Origin of the sequence: Streptomyces sp. NPDC059852, assembly GCF_042731455.1 — a bacterium.
GTDB lineage: Bacteria > Actinomycetota > Actinomycetes > Streptomycetales > Streptomycetaceae > Streptomyces.
In genome coordinates this window covers 1-19165 of sequence record NZ_JBHWJK010000046.1, presented here as the reverse complement: position 1 = coordinate 19165, position 19165 = coordinate 1, and the positions used below count along the sequence as shown (strand labels likewise).

Annotated in this window: 15 protein-coding genes; 12 read left to right on the top strand and 3 right to left on the bottom strand. The window is 71.1% G+C overall.

The features are described from left to right. Window positions 1-119 precede the first annotated feature (119 nt). From ACFV46_RS33260 to ACFV46_RS33250, 3 genes are all read right to left on the bottom strand, one after another. Window positions 120-1067, bottom strand: a complete 948-nt coding sequence (locus ACFV46_RS33260) for a carbohydrate kinase (protein WP_361936949.1) — start codon at window positions 1065-1067, stop codon at window positions 120-122. Beyond that, on the bottom strand, window positions 1064-2113 hold the full coding sequence (locus ACFV46_RS33255) for a LacI family DNA-binding transcriptional regulator (RefSeq protein WP_385500937.1): 1050 nt from the start codon (window positions 2111-2113) through the stop codon (window positions 1064-1066). Before ACFV46_RS33255 ends, ACFV46_RS33260 begins: the two co-directional genes overlap by 4 nt. 134 nt (window positions 2114-2247) lie before the next feature. Further along, complete coding sequence (locus ACFV46_RS33250) at window positions 2248-3204, bottom strand: hypothetical protein (protein WP_385500936.1); 957 nt, start codon at window positions 3202-3204, stop codon at window positions 2248-2250. A gap of 356 nt (window positions 3205-3560) precedes the next feature. On the opposite strand from ACFV46_RS33250, the gene uvrC reads away from it, so the two are divergent. The 12 genes from uvrC to pgi form a co-directional block, all read left to right on the top strand. Further along, complete coding sequence (gene uvrC / locus ACFV46_RS33245; protein WP_385500935.1) at window positions 3561-5693, top strand: excinuclease ABC subunit UvrC; 2133 nt, start codon at window positions 3561-3563, stop codon at window positions 5691-5693. Beyond that, window positions 5690-6706 (top strand): RNase adapter RapZ, encoded by a 1017-nt coding sequence (gene rapZ, locus ACFV46_RS33240; protein WP_385500933.1) that lies wholly within the window; start codon window positions 5690-5692, stop codon window positions 6704-6706. Before uvrC ends, rapZ begins: the two co-directional genes overlap by 4 nt. Further along, a complete protein-coding gene (gene yvcK / locus ACFV46_RS33235; RefSeq protein WP_385500932.1) occupies window positions 6703-7779 on the top strand; it encodes a uridine diphosphate-N-acetylglucosamine-binding protein YvcK in 1077 nt (358 codons plus the stop codon). Before rapZ ends, yvcK begins: the two co-directional genes overlap by 4 nt. Further along, window positions 7770-8759 carry a DNA-binding protein WhiA gene (whiA, locus tag ACFV46_RS33230; RefSeq protein WP_055621477.1) on the top strand — a complete coding sequence of 330 codons (990 nt, stop codon included), beginning with the start codon at window positions 7770-7772 and terminating at the stop codon, window positions 8757-8759. Before yvcK ends, whiA begins: the two co-directional genes overlap by 10 nt. A gap of 159 nt (window positions 8760-8918) precedes the next feature. Continuing rightward, the gene (locus ACFV46_RS33225) at window positions 8919-11873 is read left to right on the top strand and encodes a M14 family zinc carboxypeptidase (protein ID WP_385500931.1); all 2955 of its coding nucleotides are present in this window, start codon (window positions 8919-8921) and stop codon (window positions 11871-11873) included. Window positions 11874-12101: 228 nt separating this feature from the next. Then, complete coding sequence (gene gap, locus ACFV46_RS33220) at window positions 12102-13109, top strand: type I glyceraldehyde-3-phosphate dehydrogenase (RefSeq protein WP_361936935.1); 1008 nt, start codon at window positions 12102-12104, stop codon at window positions 13107-13109. Window positions 13110-13254: 145 nt separating this feature from the next. Then, on the top strand, window positions 13255-14466 hold the full coding sequence (locus ACFV46_RS33215) for a phosphoglycerate kinase (RefSeq protein ID WP_385500930.1): 1212 nt from the start codon (window positions 13255-13257) through the stop codon (window positions 14464-14466). A 6-nt stretch (window positions 14467-14472) separates the two neighbouring features. Further along, window positions 14473-15249, top strand: a complete 777-nt coding sequence (gene tpiA / locus ACFV46_RS33210; RefSeq protein ID WP_361936931.1) for a triose-phosphate isomerase — start codon at window positions 14473-14475, stop codon at window positions 15247-15249. A 128-nt stretch (window positions 15250-15377) separates the two neighbouring features. After that, window positions 15378-15608, top strand: a complete 231-nt coding sequence (secG, locus tag ACFV46_RS33205; RefSeq protein WP_055621472.1) for a preprotein translocase subunit SecG — start codon at window positions 15378-15380, stop codon at window positions 15606-15608. 201 nt (window positions 15609-15809) lie between these two features. Continuing rightward, complete coding sequence (locus ACFV46_RS33200; RefSeq protein ID WP_003957010.1) at window positions 15810-16145, top strand: RNA polymerase-binding protein RbpA; 336 nt, start codon at window positions 15810-15812, stop codon at window positions 16143-16145. A 147-nt stretch (window positions 16146-16292) separates the two neighbouring features. After that, window positions 16293-17561 carry an MFS transporter gene (locus ACFV46_RS33195; protein WP_385500929.1) on the top strand — a complete coding sequence of 423 codons (1269 nt, stop codon included), beginning with the start codon at window positions 16293-16295 and terminating at the stop codon, window positions 17559-17561. 52 nt (window positions 17562-17613) lie between these two features. Next, on the top strand, window positions 17614-19165 hold a 1552-nt coding region (gene pgi / locus ACFV46_RS33190), incomplete at its 3' end, for a glucose-6-phosphate isomerase (RefSeq protein ID WP_385500927.1).

The window sequence follows — 19165 nt, the reverse complement described above, 5'->3', positions numbered from 1 at the left end:
CTTCCCGCGGGGCGCCGCCCGTTGGATCATCAGCGGCCCCACCCAGGGGACCGCGCCGGTCTTTGACTCCTCAACAGCGCACGACAGAGAAGAGACAGAGGCGCACGAGCACGCCCTTCTCAGACGCCCCCGGCGAAGTCCCCGGCCGAAGCCCCGTCCCAGTCCGCCAGTTCGGCGGCGTACGGCGGTTCCGCCCCCGCCCGGGAGCAGGTGATCGCGGCAGCCCGCGCCGCGAACCGCAGCAGCCGCGTCCAGCCCTCCGCGCCCAGTCCCACGAGCGCGTCGGCGGACAGCGCGTCCTCGGCGGCCAGCCCATGGAGCAGGGCCGCGTTCACCGTGTCGCCCGCGCCGATCGTGTCCACCACCTCGACGGCCTCGCCCGGCACGGAGTGCACCGCCCCGTCCCGCGTATAGGCGGTGAGCCCGTCCCCGCCCCGAGTGATCACGACGGCCGCCGGTCCCGCGGCCAGCCACTCACGCGGCGTCCCACCCAGCCACGCCGCGTCCTCCTCGGACAGCTTCAGCAGCGACACCGACGGCAGCCAGCCCTCGAACCGGGCCCGGTAGGCGTCCGGGTCCGGTATCAGACCTGCCCGGATGTTCGGGTCGAGCGCGGTGAACACCCCTTGCCCGGCCGCCCTGCGCATCAGCTCCTCGTAGGCACTCGCCCCCGGTTCCAGGACGAGCGAACAGGTCCCGAAGGACACCGCGCGGGTCCGCTCCGGCAGCTCCGGGGGCGCCGAGAAGAGCCGGTCGGCGGTGCCCTCGACGTAGAAGGAGTAGGCGGCCGACCCCTTGGCGTCGATGGTCGCAACCGCCAGCGTGGTCGGTTCCGGACCGCGCTGCACGGCCGTCACGTCCACCCCCGCCTCCCGGAGCCCGTCGAGCAGGGCCTCCCCGAAGGCGTCGAGGGACGTCCGGGAGCAGAAGGCGGTGGGGGACCCGAGCCGGCCGAGGGCGACGGCGGTGTTGTACGGGCCTCCGCCGAGCGCCGGCCGCAGAGGGGCGAGGGCGCCCGTGCCCTGCGGCACCAGATCGATCAGAGCCTCACCGGCGACGACGATCACGAGGGGGTTCCTTTCACGGACGTCAGGGGCTGTTCGGCACATCCGCACGAGGTGCGGTGCACGAAGGTGCTGGGCAGACGCAGGGTCCGGGCGGGCGCGGCCGGTTCCGCGAGCCGGTCCAGGAGCACGCGGACCGCCTCGGCGCCGATGTCCCTGCTGGGCTGGGCGATCGCGGTGAGCCGGGGCGAGAACAGATCGGCCCAGGCGAAGTCGTCGAAGCAGCACAGGGCGATGTCGCCGGGCACCGAGAGGCCGTGGTCGCGCAGGGCGCGCAGGGCGCCGATGGTCATGGCGTTGTTGGCGGTGACCAGCGCGGTCGGCGGCGAGGCGAGGGCCAGCAGCGCGGCGGTCGCCTGCTCCGCGCCCCGGGACGCGGAGTCGCCGTGCACGACCAGCCCCTCGTCGTAGGCGAGCCCAAAGGACGCCAGACCGTCCCGGTACCCGGCGAGCCGCTCCACGGTGGTGCTCAGCCCCGGAAGGCCGGCGACCATGCCGATCCGGCGGTGGCCGAGCCCGGCGAGATGCGTGACGAGCCGGGCCATCGGCGCGGCGCTCTCGGCACAGATCTGGTCGCACACGAGGGAGCCGTCCGCCGGAAGGTCGACGACCCGGTCGAGCAGGACGGCCGGCACCTTGTGGCGCCCCAGGTAGGCGAGCAGTTCGCGCGGGTCGGGCGACGGGGCGACGATCATGCCGTCGACCCGGCGTTCGTGCAGCAGCTGGACGACCTTGCGCTCATGGTGCGGGTCGTCGTGCGGGTCGGCGAGGAGCAGGCCGTACCCGTGCTCCAGGGCCGCCGCCTCGACGCCCTGGAGGATCTCCGTGAAGTAGGGGTTGCTGATCGCCGACACGGCGAGCCCGATGGAGCGGGTGCGCGAGGTCACCAGGGAGCGCGCGAGGGTGTTGGGCGTGTAGCCGAGCTCGTCCATCGCGTCCAACACGGCCCGACGGGTGTGGGGGAGCACGGGCCGGGTGCCGTTCACGACATGGGAGACGGTCGCCACGGACACACCGGCGCTGCGCGCGACGTCGGCCATGGTCGCCATGGTGACTCCTCCCGCTCGGACCACCCGCTCCGGCTTCTTCGTCCGGACGGTAACGCATGGAGGAATCGACGTAAACGCTTGCGCAAGCGTTTACGTCACCCGGACCCGCCGACCGCGGGAAACGGGCAGCGGTCTCACTCCCAGGCCCACCCGATCCCCACGATCCCCGTCCGCACCCGCTGCTCGACCAGGTGGACGGAACGGTGCTGGGCGCTCGGGACCAGTCGCTGCCGGCCGCCGCGGGGCGCCGCCGCCGAGTGCTGGGAGAACCGGTGACAGGCCACGGGCAGGGACTCGTCGGCGAAGCGGACCTGCAGGGCGTACTGCCCGCCCGCGAGCGGGAAGCCCCGCGCGTACTCGTGGGAGACGTCGGCCGTGCCGTCCTCCACGCCGTACCGGAAGAGATGGGTCTCGCCCGCCCGCAGCCGGGTGCCGAAGAGCAGTTCGGCGACGAGGACACCGGTCTCCTGGTGCCGCCGCACGCGCCCGGTGCGGCAGTTCTCCAGGGCGTGCACCCTCATGCGCTCCGGCTGACAGCCCGGGTCGCCGTGGTGGACGGCCACGAAGCGGTCCACGCCGTCCTTGTGGGCCCGCACGATGTGGTGCGACTCGGACTCCGCCAGCTCGCGGCGCCGCCCGATGCGGACCCGTTCGTGGTGGGCCAGTGTGTGCAGGCCGCCGCCGCGCGGGCTGTCCAACTCGGACAGCAGCTGCTCCAGGACGCCCGACGCCTCCACCAGGGAGCGGTAGGAGCGGGCCGCCGGGCGCTGGTGGGCGGTCGGGCCGTCGGCCTCGGCGAGCAGCCTGATCAGGGACTCCTCGGGCAGCTGGAGTATCTCCTCCAGCGCCCGCACCGCACGCAGGGACTCCGGGCGCTGCGGCCGGCGGGCCCCCTGCTGCCAGTAGCTCAGGCTGGTCACGCCGACCTTCACCCCGCGCCGGGACAGATGGTGCTGGACCCGCTGCAGGGGCAGGCCCCGTGCCGCGATGGCGGCACGCAGGGCGACGTGGAAGGGGCCGCCTCGCAGGGCCGTGTCCAGCTCCGCGGTGGTGACGGCGGCGATGTCGGCGTGCTGAGGGGCGTGCGGCATGCAGGGGCCTTTCTGTGGTGGCACAACGGCTGGTCGGACCGTTCACACGGCTCGGGCCCGTCGGCGAGGGCGTGGCGGGGGTCTTCACATCCGTAAGCCGCCGTTCAGGGCCCCGAGTTCCCCCGCATTGAAGCGTGTCGGGCAGGCCCCGACAACACTTGCGCCGCAACGGCGGTACGGTCCTGGCCGAGTCCCGACCCATCGGTCCGGACGCCGCCACCCATGACGGAGGGTGACGGGGCCAGGGCGTCCGGTGCGAGGGCGGGCCGCCCACCTGCTGCCCGCCCCGATGATCACGGTGTCCGGTTGTCCACAGGCTCGCCGGAGTGTCACCGCGCGCCAGTAGGGTGTGAGACATGGCCGACCCCTCCAGCTACCGCCCCAAGCCGGGACAGATCCCGGACTCGCCCGGGGTGTACAGGTTCCGCGACGAGCACCGCCGGGTGATCTACGTCGGAAAGGCGAAGAGCCTGCGTCAGCGCCTGGCGAACTACTTCCAGGACCTGGCGGGCCTGCACCCGCGCACCCGGTCGATGGTCACCACCGCCGCGTCCGTGGAGTGGACCGTCGTCTCCACCGAGGTCGAGGCGCTGCAGCTGGAGTACTCCTGGATCAAGGAGTACGACCCCCGGTTCAACGTCAAGTACCGCGACGACAAGAGCTACCCGTACCTCGCGGTGACGATGAACGAGGAGTATCCGCGCGTGCAGGTGATGCGCGGTCACAAGAAGAAGGGCGTCAGGTACTTCGGGCCGTACGCGCACGCGTGGGCGATCCGGGACACCGTCGACCTGCTCCTGCGGGTGTTCCCCGTGCGCACCTGCTCGGCGGGCGTGTTCAAGAACGCCCGCCGCACCGGCCGGCCCTGCCTCCTCGGCTACATCGGCAAGTGCTCCGCCCCCTGCGTCGACCGGATCTCCGCCGAGGACCACCGGGAGCTGGCCGAAGAGTTCTGCGACTTCATGGCCGGCCGCACCGGCACCTATCTGCGCCGCCTGGAGCGGCAGATGGGGGAGGCGGCCGAGGCGATGGAGTACGAGCGCGCCGCGCGCCTTCGGGACGACATCGGGGCGCTGCGCAAGGCCATGGAGAAGAACGCCGTCGTGCTCGCCGACGCGACGGACGCCGACCTGATCGCCGTCGCCGAGGACGAGCTGGAGGCGGCCGTGCAGATCTTCCACGTCCGCGGCGGACGCGTGCGCGGCCAGCGCGGCTGGGTCACCGACAAGGTGGAGGAGATCACCACCGGCGCCCTCGTGGAGCACGCCCTCCAGCAGCTCTACGGCGAGGAGACCGGGGACTCGGTGCCCAAGGAGGTCCTCGTCCCGGCCCTGCCCGACCCCGTGGAGCCCGTGCAGGAGTGGCTGTCGGGGCGGCGTGGCGCCCAGGTCTCGCTGCGCGTGCCGCAGCGTGGGGACAAGCGCGCCCTCATGGAGACCGTCGAGCGCAACGCCCAGCAGGCCCTCGTCCTGCACAAGACCAAGCGCGCCTCCGACCTGACCACCCGCTCCCGCGCGCTGGAGGAGATCGCCGACGCCCTGGAGCTCGACAGCGCCCCACTGAGAATCGAGTGCTACGACATCTCGCATCTGCAGGGCGACGACGTGGTGGCCTCCATGGTCGTCTTCGAGGACGGCCTGGCCCGCAAGAGCGAGTACCGCAGATTCCAGATCAAGGGCTTCGAGGGCCAGGACGACGTCCGCTCGATGCACGAGGTGATCACCCGCCGCTTCAAGCGCTATCTCGCGGAGAAGGAGCGGACGGGGGAGTGGACAGACGGCGAGAGCCCCGACGGCGCCGCCGGCGCCGCCGGGGCCGCAGGGACCGGCGCGGACGACGGCTCGGGTCCCCTCACGGACGTCTCCTCGGCTCCGCTGTCCGACGGCCTCAAGGACGAGGACGGCCGGCCCAAGCGCTTCGCGTACCCGCCCCAGCTCGTCGTCGTGGACGGCGGGCAGCCGCAGGTGGCGGCGGCCCAGCGGGCCCTGGACGAGCTCGGCATCGACGACATCGCCGTGTGCGGCCTCGCCAAGCGGCTGGAGGAGGTCTGGGTCCCCGGCGAGGACGACCCGGTCGTCCTGCCCCGCACCAGCGAGGGCCTCTATCTGCTCCAGCGCATCCGTGACGAGGCGCACCGGTTCGCGATCACCTACCAGCGGACCAAGCGCTCCAAGCGCTTCCGGTCGAGCCCGCTGGACGACATCCCCGGTCTGGGCGACACCCGCAAGCAGGCGCTGATCAAGCACTTCGGTTCGCTGAAGAGGCTGCGGTCCGCGACCATCGACCAGATCTGCGAGGTGCCGGGCATAGGCCGCAAGACGGCCGAGACCATCGCCGTGGCCCTCGCGCAGGCGGCCCCGGCCGCCCCCGCCGTGAACACCGCGACGGGAGAGATCATGGAGGACGAGGCACCCGACCCCACGACGGGGGCCTCGGGGGAGCCCGTGACCGCGGGCGCCCCGGACGAACGACGGGGGCAGGAGACATGAACGAGCACGACACCGGGGCCATGGCCGACCGAGATCCCGGGCCCCGGGACCCGCACAGGAAATCCGGAGACGATCCCGCCCAGCAGGACGCACGCCAGAAAGACGGAGCACAGGTGAGTACGGGCAGCGAGAAGGCCGGGGTCCCCGACACGACCATCCCCGAGCTGGTGATCATCTCCGGTATGTCCGGAGCCGGCCGCTCCACGGCCGCGAAGTGCCTGGAGGACCTCGGCTGGTTCGTCGTCGACAACCTCCCGCCGGCGCTGATCCCCACCATGGTGGAGCTCGGCGCCCGCTCCCAGGGCAACGTGGCGCGGATCGCCGTCGTCGTCGACGTCCGCGGCCGGCGGTTCTTCGACAACCTCCGCGAGTCCCTCTCGGACCTCGACGCGCGCGGTGTGACCCGCCGGATCGTCTTCCTGGAGTCCTCGGACGACGCCCTGGTGCGCCGCTTCGAGTCGGTGCGCCGCCCCCACCCCCTGCAGGGGGACGGCCGGATCGTCGACGGCATCGCCGCCGAGCGAGAGCTGCTGCGCGAGCTGCGCGGCGACGCCGACCTGGTGATCGACACCTCCAGCCTGAACGTGCACGAGCTGCGGGCGAAGATGGACGCCCAGTTCGCCGGCGAGGAGGAGCCCGAGCTGCGGGCCACCGTCATGTCCTTCGGCTTCAAGTACGGCCTGCCCGTCGACGCCGACCTGGTCGTGGACATGCGGTTCCTGCCCAACCCGCACTGGGTCCCGGAGCTGCGCCCCTACACCGGTCTGAACGAGGAGGTCGCGGCCTATGTGTTCAACCAGCCCGGCGCCAAGGAGTTCCTCGACCGGTACGCCGAGATGCTCCAGCTGGTTGCCGCGGGCTACCGTCGTGAGGGCAAGCGCTATGTGACGATCGCCGTCGGCTGTACGGGCGGCAAGCACCGCTCGGTGGCCATGTCGGAGAAGCTCGCCGCGCGTCTCGCGGCCGAGGGCGTGGAGACGGTGGTCGTGCACCGGGACATGGGACGGGAATGACCGGACGTACTCCGCGGCTGAGCAGGCTGCGCCGGGCGGTGCCGGAAGGGCGCGCCGACCGCGCCGGCCGTACCACCGAGACCCGTGGCGGCCGGCCGCGCCGCCGCGGCGCCCAGCCCAAGGTCGTCGCCCTCGGCGGCGGCATGGGCCTGTCGGCGTCGCTCGCCGCGCTGCGCCGGATCACCGGCGACCTCACCGCCGTCGTCACCGTGGCCGACGACGGCGGCTCCAGCGGGCGCCTGCGCGACGAGCTGGGCGTACTGCCGCCCGGTGATCTGCGCAAGGCGCTGGCCGCGCTGTGCGGCGACGACGACTGGGGTCAGACCTGGTCCCGGGTCATCCAGCACCGCTTCCACTCCCAGGGCGATCTGCACGACCACGCCGTCGGCAATCTGCTGATCGTCGCCCTGTGGGAGCAGCTCGGCGACCACGTCCAGGCCCTCGACCTGGTCGGCAAACTGCTCGGCGCGCACGGCCGGGTGCTGCCCATGTCGGCGGTGCCGCTGGAGCTGCAGGCCCTGGTCAAGGGGCACGACCCGGACCGACCCGACGAGGTCGACACCGTCCGGGGCCAGGCCACCGTCGCCCTCACCCGGGGCGAGGTGCAGTCCGTGCACCTGGTGCCGCCCGACCCGCCCGCCGTCCCCGAGGCCGTCGCCGCGGTACGGGACGCGGACTGGGTGGTGCTCGGCCCGGGCTCCTGGTTCTCGTCCGTCATCCCGCACCTGCTGGTGCCGGAACTCCTGGACGCCCTCACCGAGACGAAGGCGCGCCGGGTACTCTCCCTGAACCTCGCCCCGCAGCCGGGAGAAACCGAAGGCTTCTCCCCGCAGCGTCATTTGGAGGTTTTGGGACGACACGCCCCTAAACTCGCCCTGGACGTGGTGCTGGCCGACGAGGCCGCCGTGCCCGACCGCGAAGTGCTCACGGAGGCCGCGAAGCGGCTCGGTGCCGCGGTCGAGCTGGCCCCGGTGGCCCGGACGGACGGGACGCCCCGGCACGACCCGGAGCTCCTCGCCGCCGCGTACGACCGTATTTTTCGGATGCATGGAAGGATCGGCCCATGGCGATGACGGCAGCGGTGAAGGATGAGATCTCCCGGCTCCCCGTCACCCGGACCTGCTGCAGGAAGGCGGAGGTCTCCGCCATTCTGCGGTTCGCCGGCGGCCTCCACCTGGTCAGCGGACGCATCGTGATCGAGGCGGAGCTCGACACGGCGATGGCGGCCCGCAGACTCAAGCGGGACATCCTGGAGATCTTCGGGCACAGCTCCGAGCTGATCGTCATGGCGCCCGGCGGGCTGCGGCGCGGCTCGCGTTACGTCGTTCGGGTGGTCGCGGGCGGTGACCAGCTGGCCCGGCAGACCGGCCTGGTCGACGGCCGCGGGCGCCCGATCCGCGGGCTGCCCCCGCAGGTGGTCTCGGGGGCGACGTGCGACGCCGAGGCCGCGTGGCGCGGCGCCTTCCTCGCGCACGGCTCGCTGACCGAGCCCGGCCGTTCCTCCTCGCTCGAGGTGACCTGCCCGGGTCCCGAGGCCGCGCTGGCCCTGGTCGGCGCCGCCCGCAGGCTGTCCATCGCCGCCAAGGCCCGCGAGGTGCGCGGCGTGGACCGCGTGGTCGTCCGGGACGGCGACGCGATCGGCGCGCTGCTGACCCGGCTCGGCGCCCATGAGTCGGTGCTGGCCTGGGAGGAGCGCCGGATGCGCCGCGAGGTGCGGGCCACGGCCAACCGCCTCGCCAACTTCGACGACGCCAACCTGCGCCGCTCCGCCCGCGCTGCCGTCGCCGCCGGGGCCCGGGTGCAGCGCGCCCTGGAGATCCTCGGCGAGGAGGTCCCGGAGCACCTCGCCGCGGCCGGCCGGCTGCGCATGGAGCACAAGCAGGCGTCCCTGGAGGAGCTGGGCGCGCTCGCCGACCCGCCGCTGACCAAGGACGCGGTCGCGGGCCGTATCCGCCGTCTGCTGGCCATGGCGGACAAGCGGGCCCAGGATCTCGGCATCCCGGGCACCGAGGCCAATCTCAGCGACGAACTCGCCGACAACCTCGTGGGATGACGGCCTGAGCTGATCCCATGTCAGAAGATAGGTGCCGATGCCCACTTGGGACATCGGCACCGTCATTTGTCGCTCTTTGCGGCACTCTTGACTAGGACATGATGTGGCATGAGCCTGGCAGTCATTCGTCGCTGTGGCGAAACACTGCTAGGGGGGTACATGAGACCCAGAGCGAGATCGATCCTCGCTGTCGGCGCGCTCCTCGTCGGGGGAGCGAGTATCGCACCCATCGCCCAGGCACAACCGGGGAATCCGCCCCACACCGACCCGAGCGAAGTGAAGGTCTTCCGGGCCGAGGTCACCAAGCAGCAGGTACCCCTGCTGCTGGCGGCCGGCCAGGACGGCCATGAACTCAGTGAGCAGGCACCCGACCAGGGCAAGGCCACCGTCGAGGTCTATCTGACCGACGAACAGGCCGGGAAACTGCGCAAGCAGGGCGTCGCCCTGACCGAGCACCAGGTCACCGCCCGAGCCGAGGCCCGCACCGAGAAGGCCGCCGAGGGCGTGTTCCGCCCGTACAGCGGAAGCGGCGGGCTCAAGGAGGAGATCGTCCGGACCGGGCAGCAGAACCCGGGCCTCACCAAGGTCGTCTCCATCGGCAAGACGTTACGCGGCCAGGACATCCTGGCCCTGAAGCTGACCAAGCACGCCGCGAAGTCCAAGGACGGCTCCAAGCCCGCCGTCCTGTACATGTCCAACCAGCACGCCCGCGAGTGGATCACGCCGGAGATGACCCGGCGCCTGATGCACTACTACCTGGACAACTACAAGAAGGACAAGCGGGTCAAGAAGATCGTCGACTCGACCGAGCTGTGGTTCGTCCTCTCGGCCAACCCCGACGGCTACGACCACACCTTCAAGGACGCCGGCACCCGGCTGTGGCGCAAGAACCTGCGGGACGTCAACGGCGACGGCGTCATCAGCACCGGTGACGGCGTCGACCTCAACCGCAACTTCGCCTACAAGTGGGGTTACGACGACGAGGGCTCGTCCCCCAACCCCACCAGTGAGACCTACCGCGGCGCGTCCCCGGGCTCCGAGCCCGAGACCAAGGCGCTCGACGCCCTGCAGAAGCGTGTCGGCTTCACCTACGGCATCAACTACCACTCCGCCGCCGAGCTCCTGCTCTATGGCGTCGGGTGGCAGGTGGCCACGAACACGCCCGACGACGTGATGTACAAGGCGCTGGCCGGCACCCCCGAGAACTCCGCGATCCCGGGCTACCACCCGCAGGTCTCCTCGGAGCTGTACACGACCAACGGCGAGGCGGACGGGCACGCGTCGAACGTCAACGGCCTGGCGATGTTCACCCCCGAGATGTCGACCTGCCAGACCGCGTCGAACATCGACCCGAACGACCAGTGGAACGCGAGCGACTGCCGGTCGGTCTTCAACTTCCCCGACGACGAGAAGCTGATCCAGGACGAGTTCGCCAAGAACGTGCCCTTCGCGCTCTCCGTCGCCGAGAGCGCCGACCGTCCCGACCAGCCCGCCTCCTCGCTCGGTCTGAAGGCCGCCGACTTCACCCCGGCGCCGTTCACCACGTCGTACGCGCGCGGCGCGGACCAGGAGGTCTCCGTCGTCGCCCGCAAGGCGCTGCGCGACAAGGAGCTCAAGTACCGCGTCAACGGCGGCCGTACGTGGGACGTGGCGCTGCGGCCCTGGAAGGGCGGCGAGACCTTCGGCGGCGAGGACAACCTCTACTTCGACGAGTACCGCGCCAAGGTCCTCGACGGCGACCAGGGCGACAAGGTCGAGGTGTGGTTCACCGGCGAGACCCGCGACGGCAAGAAGGTCTCCAGCTCCCGCTTCACCTACACGATCGCGGAACGCCCGCGCGCGGACGTGCTCGTGGTCGCCGAGGAGGGCGCCGGAGCCCCGCAGGCGCAGAAGTACGTGGACGCCCTGAAGGCCAACGGGCACCGGGCCGTCGTGTGGGACGTCGCCGAGCGGGGCGCGCCCGACGCCCTCGGTGTGCTCGGCCACTTCGACACCGTCGTCCACTACACGGGCGCCGGCGTCCCCGGCAACGCCACCCAGCTGCAGCTGCGCGCCTACCTCAACGAGGGCGGCAAGCTCCTGGAGGCCGGTGAGCAGGCCGGCGGCAACGTCGACCTGGGCGGCGGCACCCTGTCGAACGACTTCAGCCAGTACTACCTGGGCGCCTACTCCCGTACGTCCCTGCCCGGCGCCACCGGCTTCACCGGGTCCGGCGATCTCGCCGGGTTCTCCGGCACGCTCGCGGGCGCGCCCGGCAACCCGCTCGACCGGGCCGGGAGCTACAGCGTCACCTCCGACCAGCTGCCCGCCGCCACGTACCCGCAGTTCGCGAGCGAGGGAGCGGGCCGGTTCGCGGGGACGGTCAATCCCTACGGGCCGTTCGCGGGCTCCTGGATGGCTGCCGCCGTGCACACCGACGACGCCTGGAAGCGGCTGACCAGGACCGTCGACCTCACCGGGGTGACTGCGGCCCAGCAGCCCACCTTGCGCACCCAGCTGCTGTGGGACGTCGAGCCCGGCTACGACAACGTCCTGGTCGAGGCCCACACCACCGGGGCCGAGGACTGGACGACACTCCCGGAGAAGAACGGCGCGTCCAGCTCCACCGTGCCCGAGGAGTGCGAGGCCGGCTTCTACATGAACGAGCACCCCTGGCTCGCGCACTACCTGACCCAGTCCCCGCAGGGCTGCGCCGCGTCCGGCAGCAGCGGAAGCTGGAACGCGCTGACCGGCGCCTCCGCCGGCTGGCAGCAGGTCGAGTTCGACCTCAGCGCGTACGCCGGCAAGTCCGTCGAGGTCTCCCTCAGCTATGTCACCGACCCGGGCTCCGGCGGACGCGGCGTCCTCGCCGACCAGGCCTCGCTCGTCGTCGGCGGCACGGCGGTGGAGACGGAGGGCTTCGAGACGTCGCTCGGCGCCTGGAGCCCGGCCGGACCGCCCCCGGGCAGCCCGGCCGTCCTCAAGGACTGGGCGCGCACCGGAGCGCTGTTCCAGACCTACGGCGCGGTCACCACGCGCGACACGGTGCTCCTCGGCTTCGGCCTGGAACACCTGCCCTCGGCGGCCGATCGAAAGGCGCTCATCGGAAAGGCATTTTCCTCACTTGAGAGGTAACCCGCCGAGGTGGCACACGCCCGACGGAGCCTGACCGGATCGGCCGATCCGGGCTCCAGGGCGGGGCGGTCCGTACCCTACTGACGGGTACGGGCCGCCGTGCCGTGTATGAGGCATCTGGATGTCACCACGGCGGCTCCAGAGAGGTAGGGTCGGAGGCGGTCGGGGACATCCCAAACAGAGCTCGCCGGCACCGCATGGCCGGCGTACCAACGAGGAGATCGGTTCGTGACGATCCGCGTAGGCATCAACGGCTTCGGTCGTATCGGTCGCAACTACTTCCGCGCGCTGCTGGAGCAGGGTGCAGACATCGAGATCGTGGCTGTCAACGACCTGGGTGACACCGCGACCACCGCTCACCTGCTGAAGTACGACACCATCCTGGGTCGTCTCAAGCAGGAGGTCAGCCACACCGCCGACACGATCACCGTGGGCGGTCACACCATCAAGGTCCTTTCCGAGCGCAACCCCGCCGACATCCCGTGGGGCGACCTGGGCGTCGACATCGTCATCGAGTCGACCGGCATCTTCACGAAGAAGGACGACGCCGCCAAGCACATCGCCGGCGGCGCCAAGAAGGTCCTCATCTCGGCTCCGGCCAAGGACGAGGACATCACCATCGTGATGGGCGTCAACCAGGACAAGTACGACCCGGCGAACCACCACGTCATCTCCAACGCCTCCTGCACCACCAACTGTGTGGCGCCGATGGCGAAGGTCCTCGACGAGAACTTCGGCATCGTCCGGGGCCTCATGACGACGGTCCACGCGTACACGAACGACCAGCGCATCCTGGACTTCCCGCACAAGGACCTGCGCCGCGCCCGCGCCGCCGCGGAGAACATCATCCCGACCACCACGGGTGCCGCGAAGGCCACCGCGCTGGTCCTGCCGCAGCTCAAGGGCAAGCTGGACGGCATCGCGATGCGCGTCCCGGTCCCGACCGGCTCGGTCACCGACCTCGTCCTGGAGCTCGGCCGCGAGGTCACCAAGGAAGAGGTCAACGCGGTCTTCCAGAAGGCCGCCGAGGGTGAGCTCAAGGGCATCCTCGAGTACACCGAGGACCCGATCGTCTCCTCGGACATCGTCAACGCCCCGGCGTCCTGCACCTTCGACTCCTCCCTGACCATGGTCCAGGAGGGCAAGAACGTGAAGGTCATCGGCTGGTACGACAACGAGTGGGGCTACTCCAACCGCCTCGTCGACCTGACGGTCTTCGTCGGCAACCAGCTCTGATATCCAGAGCAGGCACCTCGATGTGAGGTTCAGGGCTCGGACGGCGCAGGGACGCGCCGCCCGAGCCCTGACTCACGTACAGAACAGACCTGTTGGATCACGAGCGCTTCCGAGCGATCACGAGCTCTTCCCAGGAGTCCCCTAGATGAAGACGATCGACGAACTTCTCTCCGAAGGCGTCGCCGGCAAGCGGGTGTTCGTCCGCGCCGACCTGAACGTGCCGCTCGACGGCACCACCATCACCGACGACGGCCGCATCCGCGCCGTGCTGCCCACCGTCAAGGCCCTCGCCGAGGCGGGCGCCCGCGTGGTCGTCGCCTCCCACCTGGGCCGCCCCAAGGGCGCCCCGGACCCCGCCTTCTCCCTCGCCCCGGCCGCCGCGCGCCTCGGTGAACTCCTCGGCGCCGACGTGGCGTTCGCGACCGACACCATCGGCGACTCGGCCCAGGGCGTCGTCGCGGGCCTCGCCGACGGGCAGGTCGCCGTCGTGGAGAACCTGCGCTTCAACGCCGGTGAGACCAGCAAGGACGACGCCGAGCGCGCCGCCTTCGCCGACCAGCTCGCCGCGCTCGCCGACGTCTACGTCGGCGACGGCTTCGGCGCGGTGCACCGCAAGCACGCCTCGGTCTACGACCTGCCGGCCCGGCTGCCGCACTACGCGGGACACCTCATCGCCACCGAGGTCGGCGTCCTGAAGAAGCTCACCGACGACGTCCAGCGGCCGTACGTCGTCGCCCTCGGCGGCGCCAAGGTCTCGGACAAGCTCGCCGTCATCGACCAGTTGCTCGGCAAGGCCGACCGGCTGCTCATCGGCGGCGGCATGGCGTACACCTTCCTCAAGGCCAAGGGGTACGAGGTCGGCATCTCCCTCCTCCAGGAGGACCAGATCCCGGCTGTCACCGAGTACCTGGAGCGCGCCGAGAAGAGCGGCGTGGAGATCGTGCTGCCGGTCGACGTCCTGGTCGCGTCCGAGTTCCCGGACCTGAAGACCAAGGCCCCGGCCCACCCCACGACCGTCGCCGCGGACGCCATTCCCGCCGACCAGGAGGGCCTGGACATCGGTCCGGAGACCCGCAAGCTGTACGCCTCGAAGCTCGCCGACGCCGCCACCGTCTTCTGGAACGGCCCCATGGGCGTCTTCGAGCACCCCGACTACGCCGAGGGCACCAAGGCGGTCGCCCAGGCCCTCGTCGACTCCAAGGGCTTCACCGTGGTGGGCGGCGGCGACTCCGCCGCGGCCGTCCGTACCCTGGGCTTCGACGAGACGGCATTCGGCCACATCTCGACCGGAGGCGGCGCCTCCCTCGAATACCTCGAGGGCAAGACGCTCCCCGGCCTCGCCGCACTGGAGGACTGACTCTCTATGAGCACGCGCACGCCGCTGATGGCGGGCAACTGGAAGATGAACCTCAACCACCTCGAGGCCATCGCGCACGTCCAGAAGCTCGCCTTCGCCCTGGCCGACAAGGACTACGAGGCCGTCGAGGTCGCGGTCCTGCCGCCCTTCACGGACCTGCGCTCGGTCCAGACCCTGGTCGACGGCGACAAGCTGAAGATCAAGTACGGCGCCCAGGACATCTCCGCGCAGGACTCCGGCGCCTACACCGGCGAGATCTCCGGGTCCATGCTGGCCAAGCTGAAGTGCACGTACGTGGCGGTCGGCCACTCCGAGCGCCGCCAGTACCACGCCGAGACCGACGAGATCGTCAATGCCAAGGTGAAGGCCGCCTACAAGCACGGCCTGACCCCGATCCTGTGCGTCGGCGAGGAGCTGGACGTCCGCGAGGCCGGCAACCACGTCAACCACACGCTCACCCAGGTCGAGGGCGGTCTCAAGGACCTCCCCGCCGAGCAGGCCGAGACGATCGTGATCGCCTACGAGCCCGTCTGGGCCATCGGCACCGGCAAGGTCTGCGGTGCCGAGGACGCGCAGGAGGTCTGCGCCGCCGTCCGCGGCAAGATCGCCGAGCTGTACTCACAGGACGTGGCCGACAAGGTCCGCATCCAGTACGGCGGCTCCGTGAAGTCGGGCAACGTCGCCGAGATCATGGCGCAGGCCGACATCGACGGGGCCCTGGTCGGCGGTGCCTCCCTGGACGCGGACGAGTTCGTCAAGATCGTGCGATTCCGTGACCAGTGAGTAGGCCGTAGCGGCGATCCGTCGTACCCTTGCGGGGGCATGGTAGGCCTGGATGCGTGGCTCGCTCCGCGCGGCTACCGTGCCCCCGTCGTTCATCCGAGTCCGAGAGAGTTGGTCCAGCCGTGGTTTTGGGGTTCTCGATCGCCCTGATCGTCTTCAGCGGGTTGCTGATGCTGCTGGTGCTGATGCACAAGGGGAAGGGCGGCGGCCTCTCCGACATGTTCGGTGGCGGCATGCAGTCGTCCGTCGGCGGCTCCTCCGTCGCCGAGCGCAACCTGGACCGGATCACCGTGGTGGTCGGTTTGCTGTGGTTCGCGTGCATTGTCGTGCTGGGCATGCTGATCAAGGTGAACAACTGACCGGCACACACCGTCCTTACGTAAGGCCCCATGTTCGGTACGCGCAGCTCAGCGCGGCCTATCATGGGGCTTGCGTCTAGGTGTGGGGGGCTTGTAACTCCAATCACTGGACGCGCGTTGGGCCTTACGTAGACTGAGGCGCTCGCAGCGAAGCGAAACGCCGACTCGCTTTGTGGCACCATCACGCAGGGAGTTACGACCGTGGCAAGTGGCAACGCGATCCGAGGAAGCCGGGTCGGGGCGGGGCCGATGGGCGAGGCCGAGCGCGGCGAGTCCGCACCGCGTCTGCGCATCTCCTTCTGGTGCTCCAACGGGCACGAGACGCAGCCCAGCTTCGCCAGCGACGCGCAGGTTCCCGACACCTGGGACTGCCCCCGCTGTGGCTTCCCCGCCGGACAGGACCGGGACAACCCGCCGGACCCGCCGCGCACCGAGCCGTACAAGACGCACCTGGCGTATGTACGGGAGCGGCGCAGCGACGCGGACGGCGAGGCGATCCTCGCCGAGGCGCTCGCCAAACTGCGGGGCGAGATCTAGACATCGACGACCGGCCGAGTCGCCCCAGGGCACTCGGCCGGAGCCGTGTCGCCCTCGCCCGCCGGCGCTCCGGGCCGATTGTCAGTGGTGCCCCCTACGGTGTTCCCATCGACGTCGACGCGTCGATGCACCGGGAAGGGGGGACCTGTGGCGACGACGGGGGAGACGGGCGTGCGGCCGCCCGCCTGGCGCGGCGGATTCGGACGGCTGTGGGGTGCCGCCGTGCTCTCCGGCTTCGGCGACTCCCTCCGTACGGCCGCCCTGCCGCTGCTCGCCGTGACGCTGACCGACCGGCCCCTGCTGATCGCCGCGGTCACCGCCTGCGGCTATCTGCCGTGGATCGTCTTTGGCCTGCTCGGGGGCGCCGTCGCCGACCGGGTCGACCAGCGCCGCGCGATGTGGACGGTGGACGCCCTGCGGGGCGCCCTGGTCGCCGCCTTCGCGGTCGCCGTGGCCCTCGGGCACGCCTCGATCGGCCTGCTCATCGCCCTGGCCTTCACCCTGACCACGCTCCAGACCCTGTTCGACAACGCCTCCACGGCCCTGCTCCCCGCCCTCGTCGACCGGGACGCGCTCGGCGCGGCGAACGCCCGGCTGATGACGGGGCAGCGGATCGCCGGCGGACTGCTCGGGGCGCCCGCGGTGCCGCTGCTGCTCATGGCCGGCGCCGCCGCCCCCTTCCTGGCCGACGCGGCGACCTTCCTGCTGGCCGCGGCCCTCGTCGCCTCCCTGCGCACCCCGCCGCCGGACCGGGCGGCCCGGCCCGAGGGCAGCACCCTGCGCCGGGAGATCGCCGACGGGCTGCGCACCCTGTCGCGGGACCGGGTCCTGCGCGGCCTGTGCGCCGCGACCGCCCTGTGCAACGTCGGGATGGGCGCCCTTGTCGCCACCCTGGTCGTCCTGGTCACCGGCTGGCTCGACGCGGGCACCACCGGGTACGCCGTCGCCTCCACCGCGTACGCCGCGGGCAGCCTGGCGGGCGGGCTCGGGCACGGGCCGATCACCGCCCGGCTCGGGCTGACCCGGGCCGTTCTGGCCGCCGGGCTCGTGCAGATCGGCGCGCTCGTCGTCATGGGCGCCGTGCGCAGCCAGACGGCGCTGGCGGTGGCCCTCGCGGTCTTCGGCTTCATGGGCATGGTGTGGAACGTCAACACCACGACGCTGATGCAACGGCGGACTCCCGCCGACCGGCTCGGCCGGGTCGCCTCCGCCTTCCGCACCCTGGCCGTGGCCGGCGCCCCCCTGGGTGCCCTGTTCGGCGGGGCCGTCGCCACCGCCTGGGGCCCGAACACACCCGCCCTGCTCACCGCGGCCTTCTTCGTCCTGTCCGTCCTCGCGCTGATACCCGGGCGCGAGCGGAACGTATCTGTGGATGCGCCGGACGCCGACGTCACGACGGCTCACGTCCCGCGCTGATCAATTAGGTTGGAACAGCTGGGACAGGCACGAAAGAAGGCTGAAGTCGGACATGAACGCAGACGGCCGTACCAGGCTCAACCAGACCCCCGAGTGGACCGCGCTGGCCGAGCATCGTGAGGAGCTCGCCGGTGTGGGGCTGCGGGAGCTGTTCGCCGCCGACCCGGGCCGTGGCACGGGGTACACGCTGCAGGTCGGCGACCTGCACATCGACTACTCCAAGCACCTCGTCACCGACGAGACGCTGCGGCTGCTGCGCGAGCTGGCCGCCGCGACCGACGTGTTCGGGCTGCGGGACGCCATGTTCCGCGGCGAGAGGATCAACACCACCGAGGACCGCGCGGTGCTGCACACCGCCCTGCGGGCCCCGCGCGACGCGGTGATCGAGGTCGACGGGGAGAACGTCGTCCCCGCGGTGCACGCCGTGCTCGACAAGATGGCGGACTTCGCCGGACGGGTCCGTTCCGGGGCCTGGACCGGCCACACCGGCCGGCGGATCAAGAACGTCGTGAACATCGGCATCGGCGGCTCCGACCTCGGTCCGGCGATGGCGTACGAGGCGCTGCGCGCCTTCACCGACCGGGACCTCACCGTGCGGTTCGTGTCCAACGTGGACGGCGCCGACCTGCACGAGGCCACCCGCGACCTGGACGCGGCCGAGACGCTGTTCATCATCGCGTCCAAGACCTTCACCACGATCGAGACGATCACCAATGCCACGTCCGCGCGCGAATGGCTGCTCGCCGAGCTGAAGGCCGGCCCGGAAGCGGTCGCCCGGCACTTCGTGGCGCTGTCGACCAACGCGGGGAAGGTCGCCGACTTCGGTATCGACACCGCCAACATGTTCGAGTTCTGGGACTGGGTGGGCGGCCGCTACTCCTACGACTCCGCGATCGGCCTCTCGCTGATGATCGCGATCGGCCCGGACCGCTTCCGCGAGATGCTCGACGGCTTCCGGACCGTCGACGAGCACTTCCGCACCGCGCCCGCCGAGTCCAACGTGCCGCTCCTGCTCGGCCTGCTGGGCATCTGGTACGGGAACTTCCACGACGCCCAGTCGCACGCGGTCCTGCCGTACAGCCACTACCTGTCGAAGTTCACCGCCTACCTCCAGCAGTTGGACATGGAGTCCAACGGCAAGTCCGTCGGGCGGGACGGACGCGAGGTCGACTGGCAGACCGGGCCGGTGGTGTGGGGCACGCCGGGCACCAACGGGCAGCACGCCTACTACCAGTTGATCCACCAGGGGACCAAGCTGATCCCGGCGGACTTCATCGGTTTCGCCGAGCCCGTCGCCGAGATGAGCGACCGGCTCAAGGGCCAGCACGACCTGCTGATGGCGAACTTCTTCGCCCAGACGCAGGCGCTGGCGTTCGGCAAGACGCCGGACGAGGTGCGGGCCGAGGGCGTGCCCGAGGAACTGGTGGCGCACAAGACGTTCAAGGGCGACCACCCGACGACGACGATCCTCGCCCGTGAGCTGACGCCCTCCGTGCTGGGCCAGTTGGTCGCCCTGTACGAGCACAAGGTGTTCGTGCAGGGCGCCGTGTGGAACATCGACTCCTTCGACCAGTGGGGCGTCGAGCTCGGCAAGGTCCTCGCCC

What these genes read in the sequence shown, in the direction of transcription:
- ACFV46_RS33255 (WP_385500937.1), bottom strand. Translation starts at nt 2,113, where the DNA reads ATGGCGACCATGGCCGACGTCGCGCGCAGCGCCGGTGTGTCCGTGGCG.
- ACFV46_RS33250 (WP_385500936.1), bottom strand. Translation starts at nt 3,204, where the DNA reads ATGCCGCACGCCCCTCAGCACGCCGACATCGCCGCCGTCACCACCGCG.
- uvrC (WP_385500935.1), top strand. Translation starts at nt 3,561, where the DNA reads ATGGCCGACCCCTCCAGCTACCGCCCCAAGCCGGGACAGATCCCGGAC.
- rapZ (WP_385500933.1), top strand. Translation starts at nt 5,690, where the DNA reads ATGAACGAGCACGACACCGGGGCCATGGCCGACCGAGATCCCGGGCCC.
- yvcK (WP_385500932.1), top strand. Translation starts at nt 6,703, where the DNA reads ATGACCGGACGTACTCCGCGGCTGAGCAGGCTGCGCCGGGCGGTGCCG.
- whiA (WP_055621477.1), top strand. Translation starts at nt 7,770, where the DNA reads ATGGCGATGACGGCAGCGGTGAAGGATGAGATCTCCCGGCTCCCCGTC.
- ACFV46_RS33225 (WP_385500931.1), top strand. Translation starts at nt 8,919, where the DNA reads ATGAGACCCAGAGCGAGATCGATCCTCGCTGTCGGCGCGCTCCTCGTC.
- ACFV46_RS33215 (WP_385500930.1), top strand. Translation starts at nt 13,255, where the DNA reads ATGAAGACGATCGACGAACTTCTCTCCGAAGGCGTCGCCGGCAAGCGG.
- tpiA (WP_361936931.1), top strand. Translation starts at nt 14,473, where the DNA reads ATGAGCACGCGCACGCCGCTGATGGCGGGCAACTGGAAGATGAACCTC.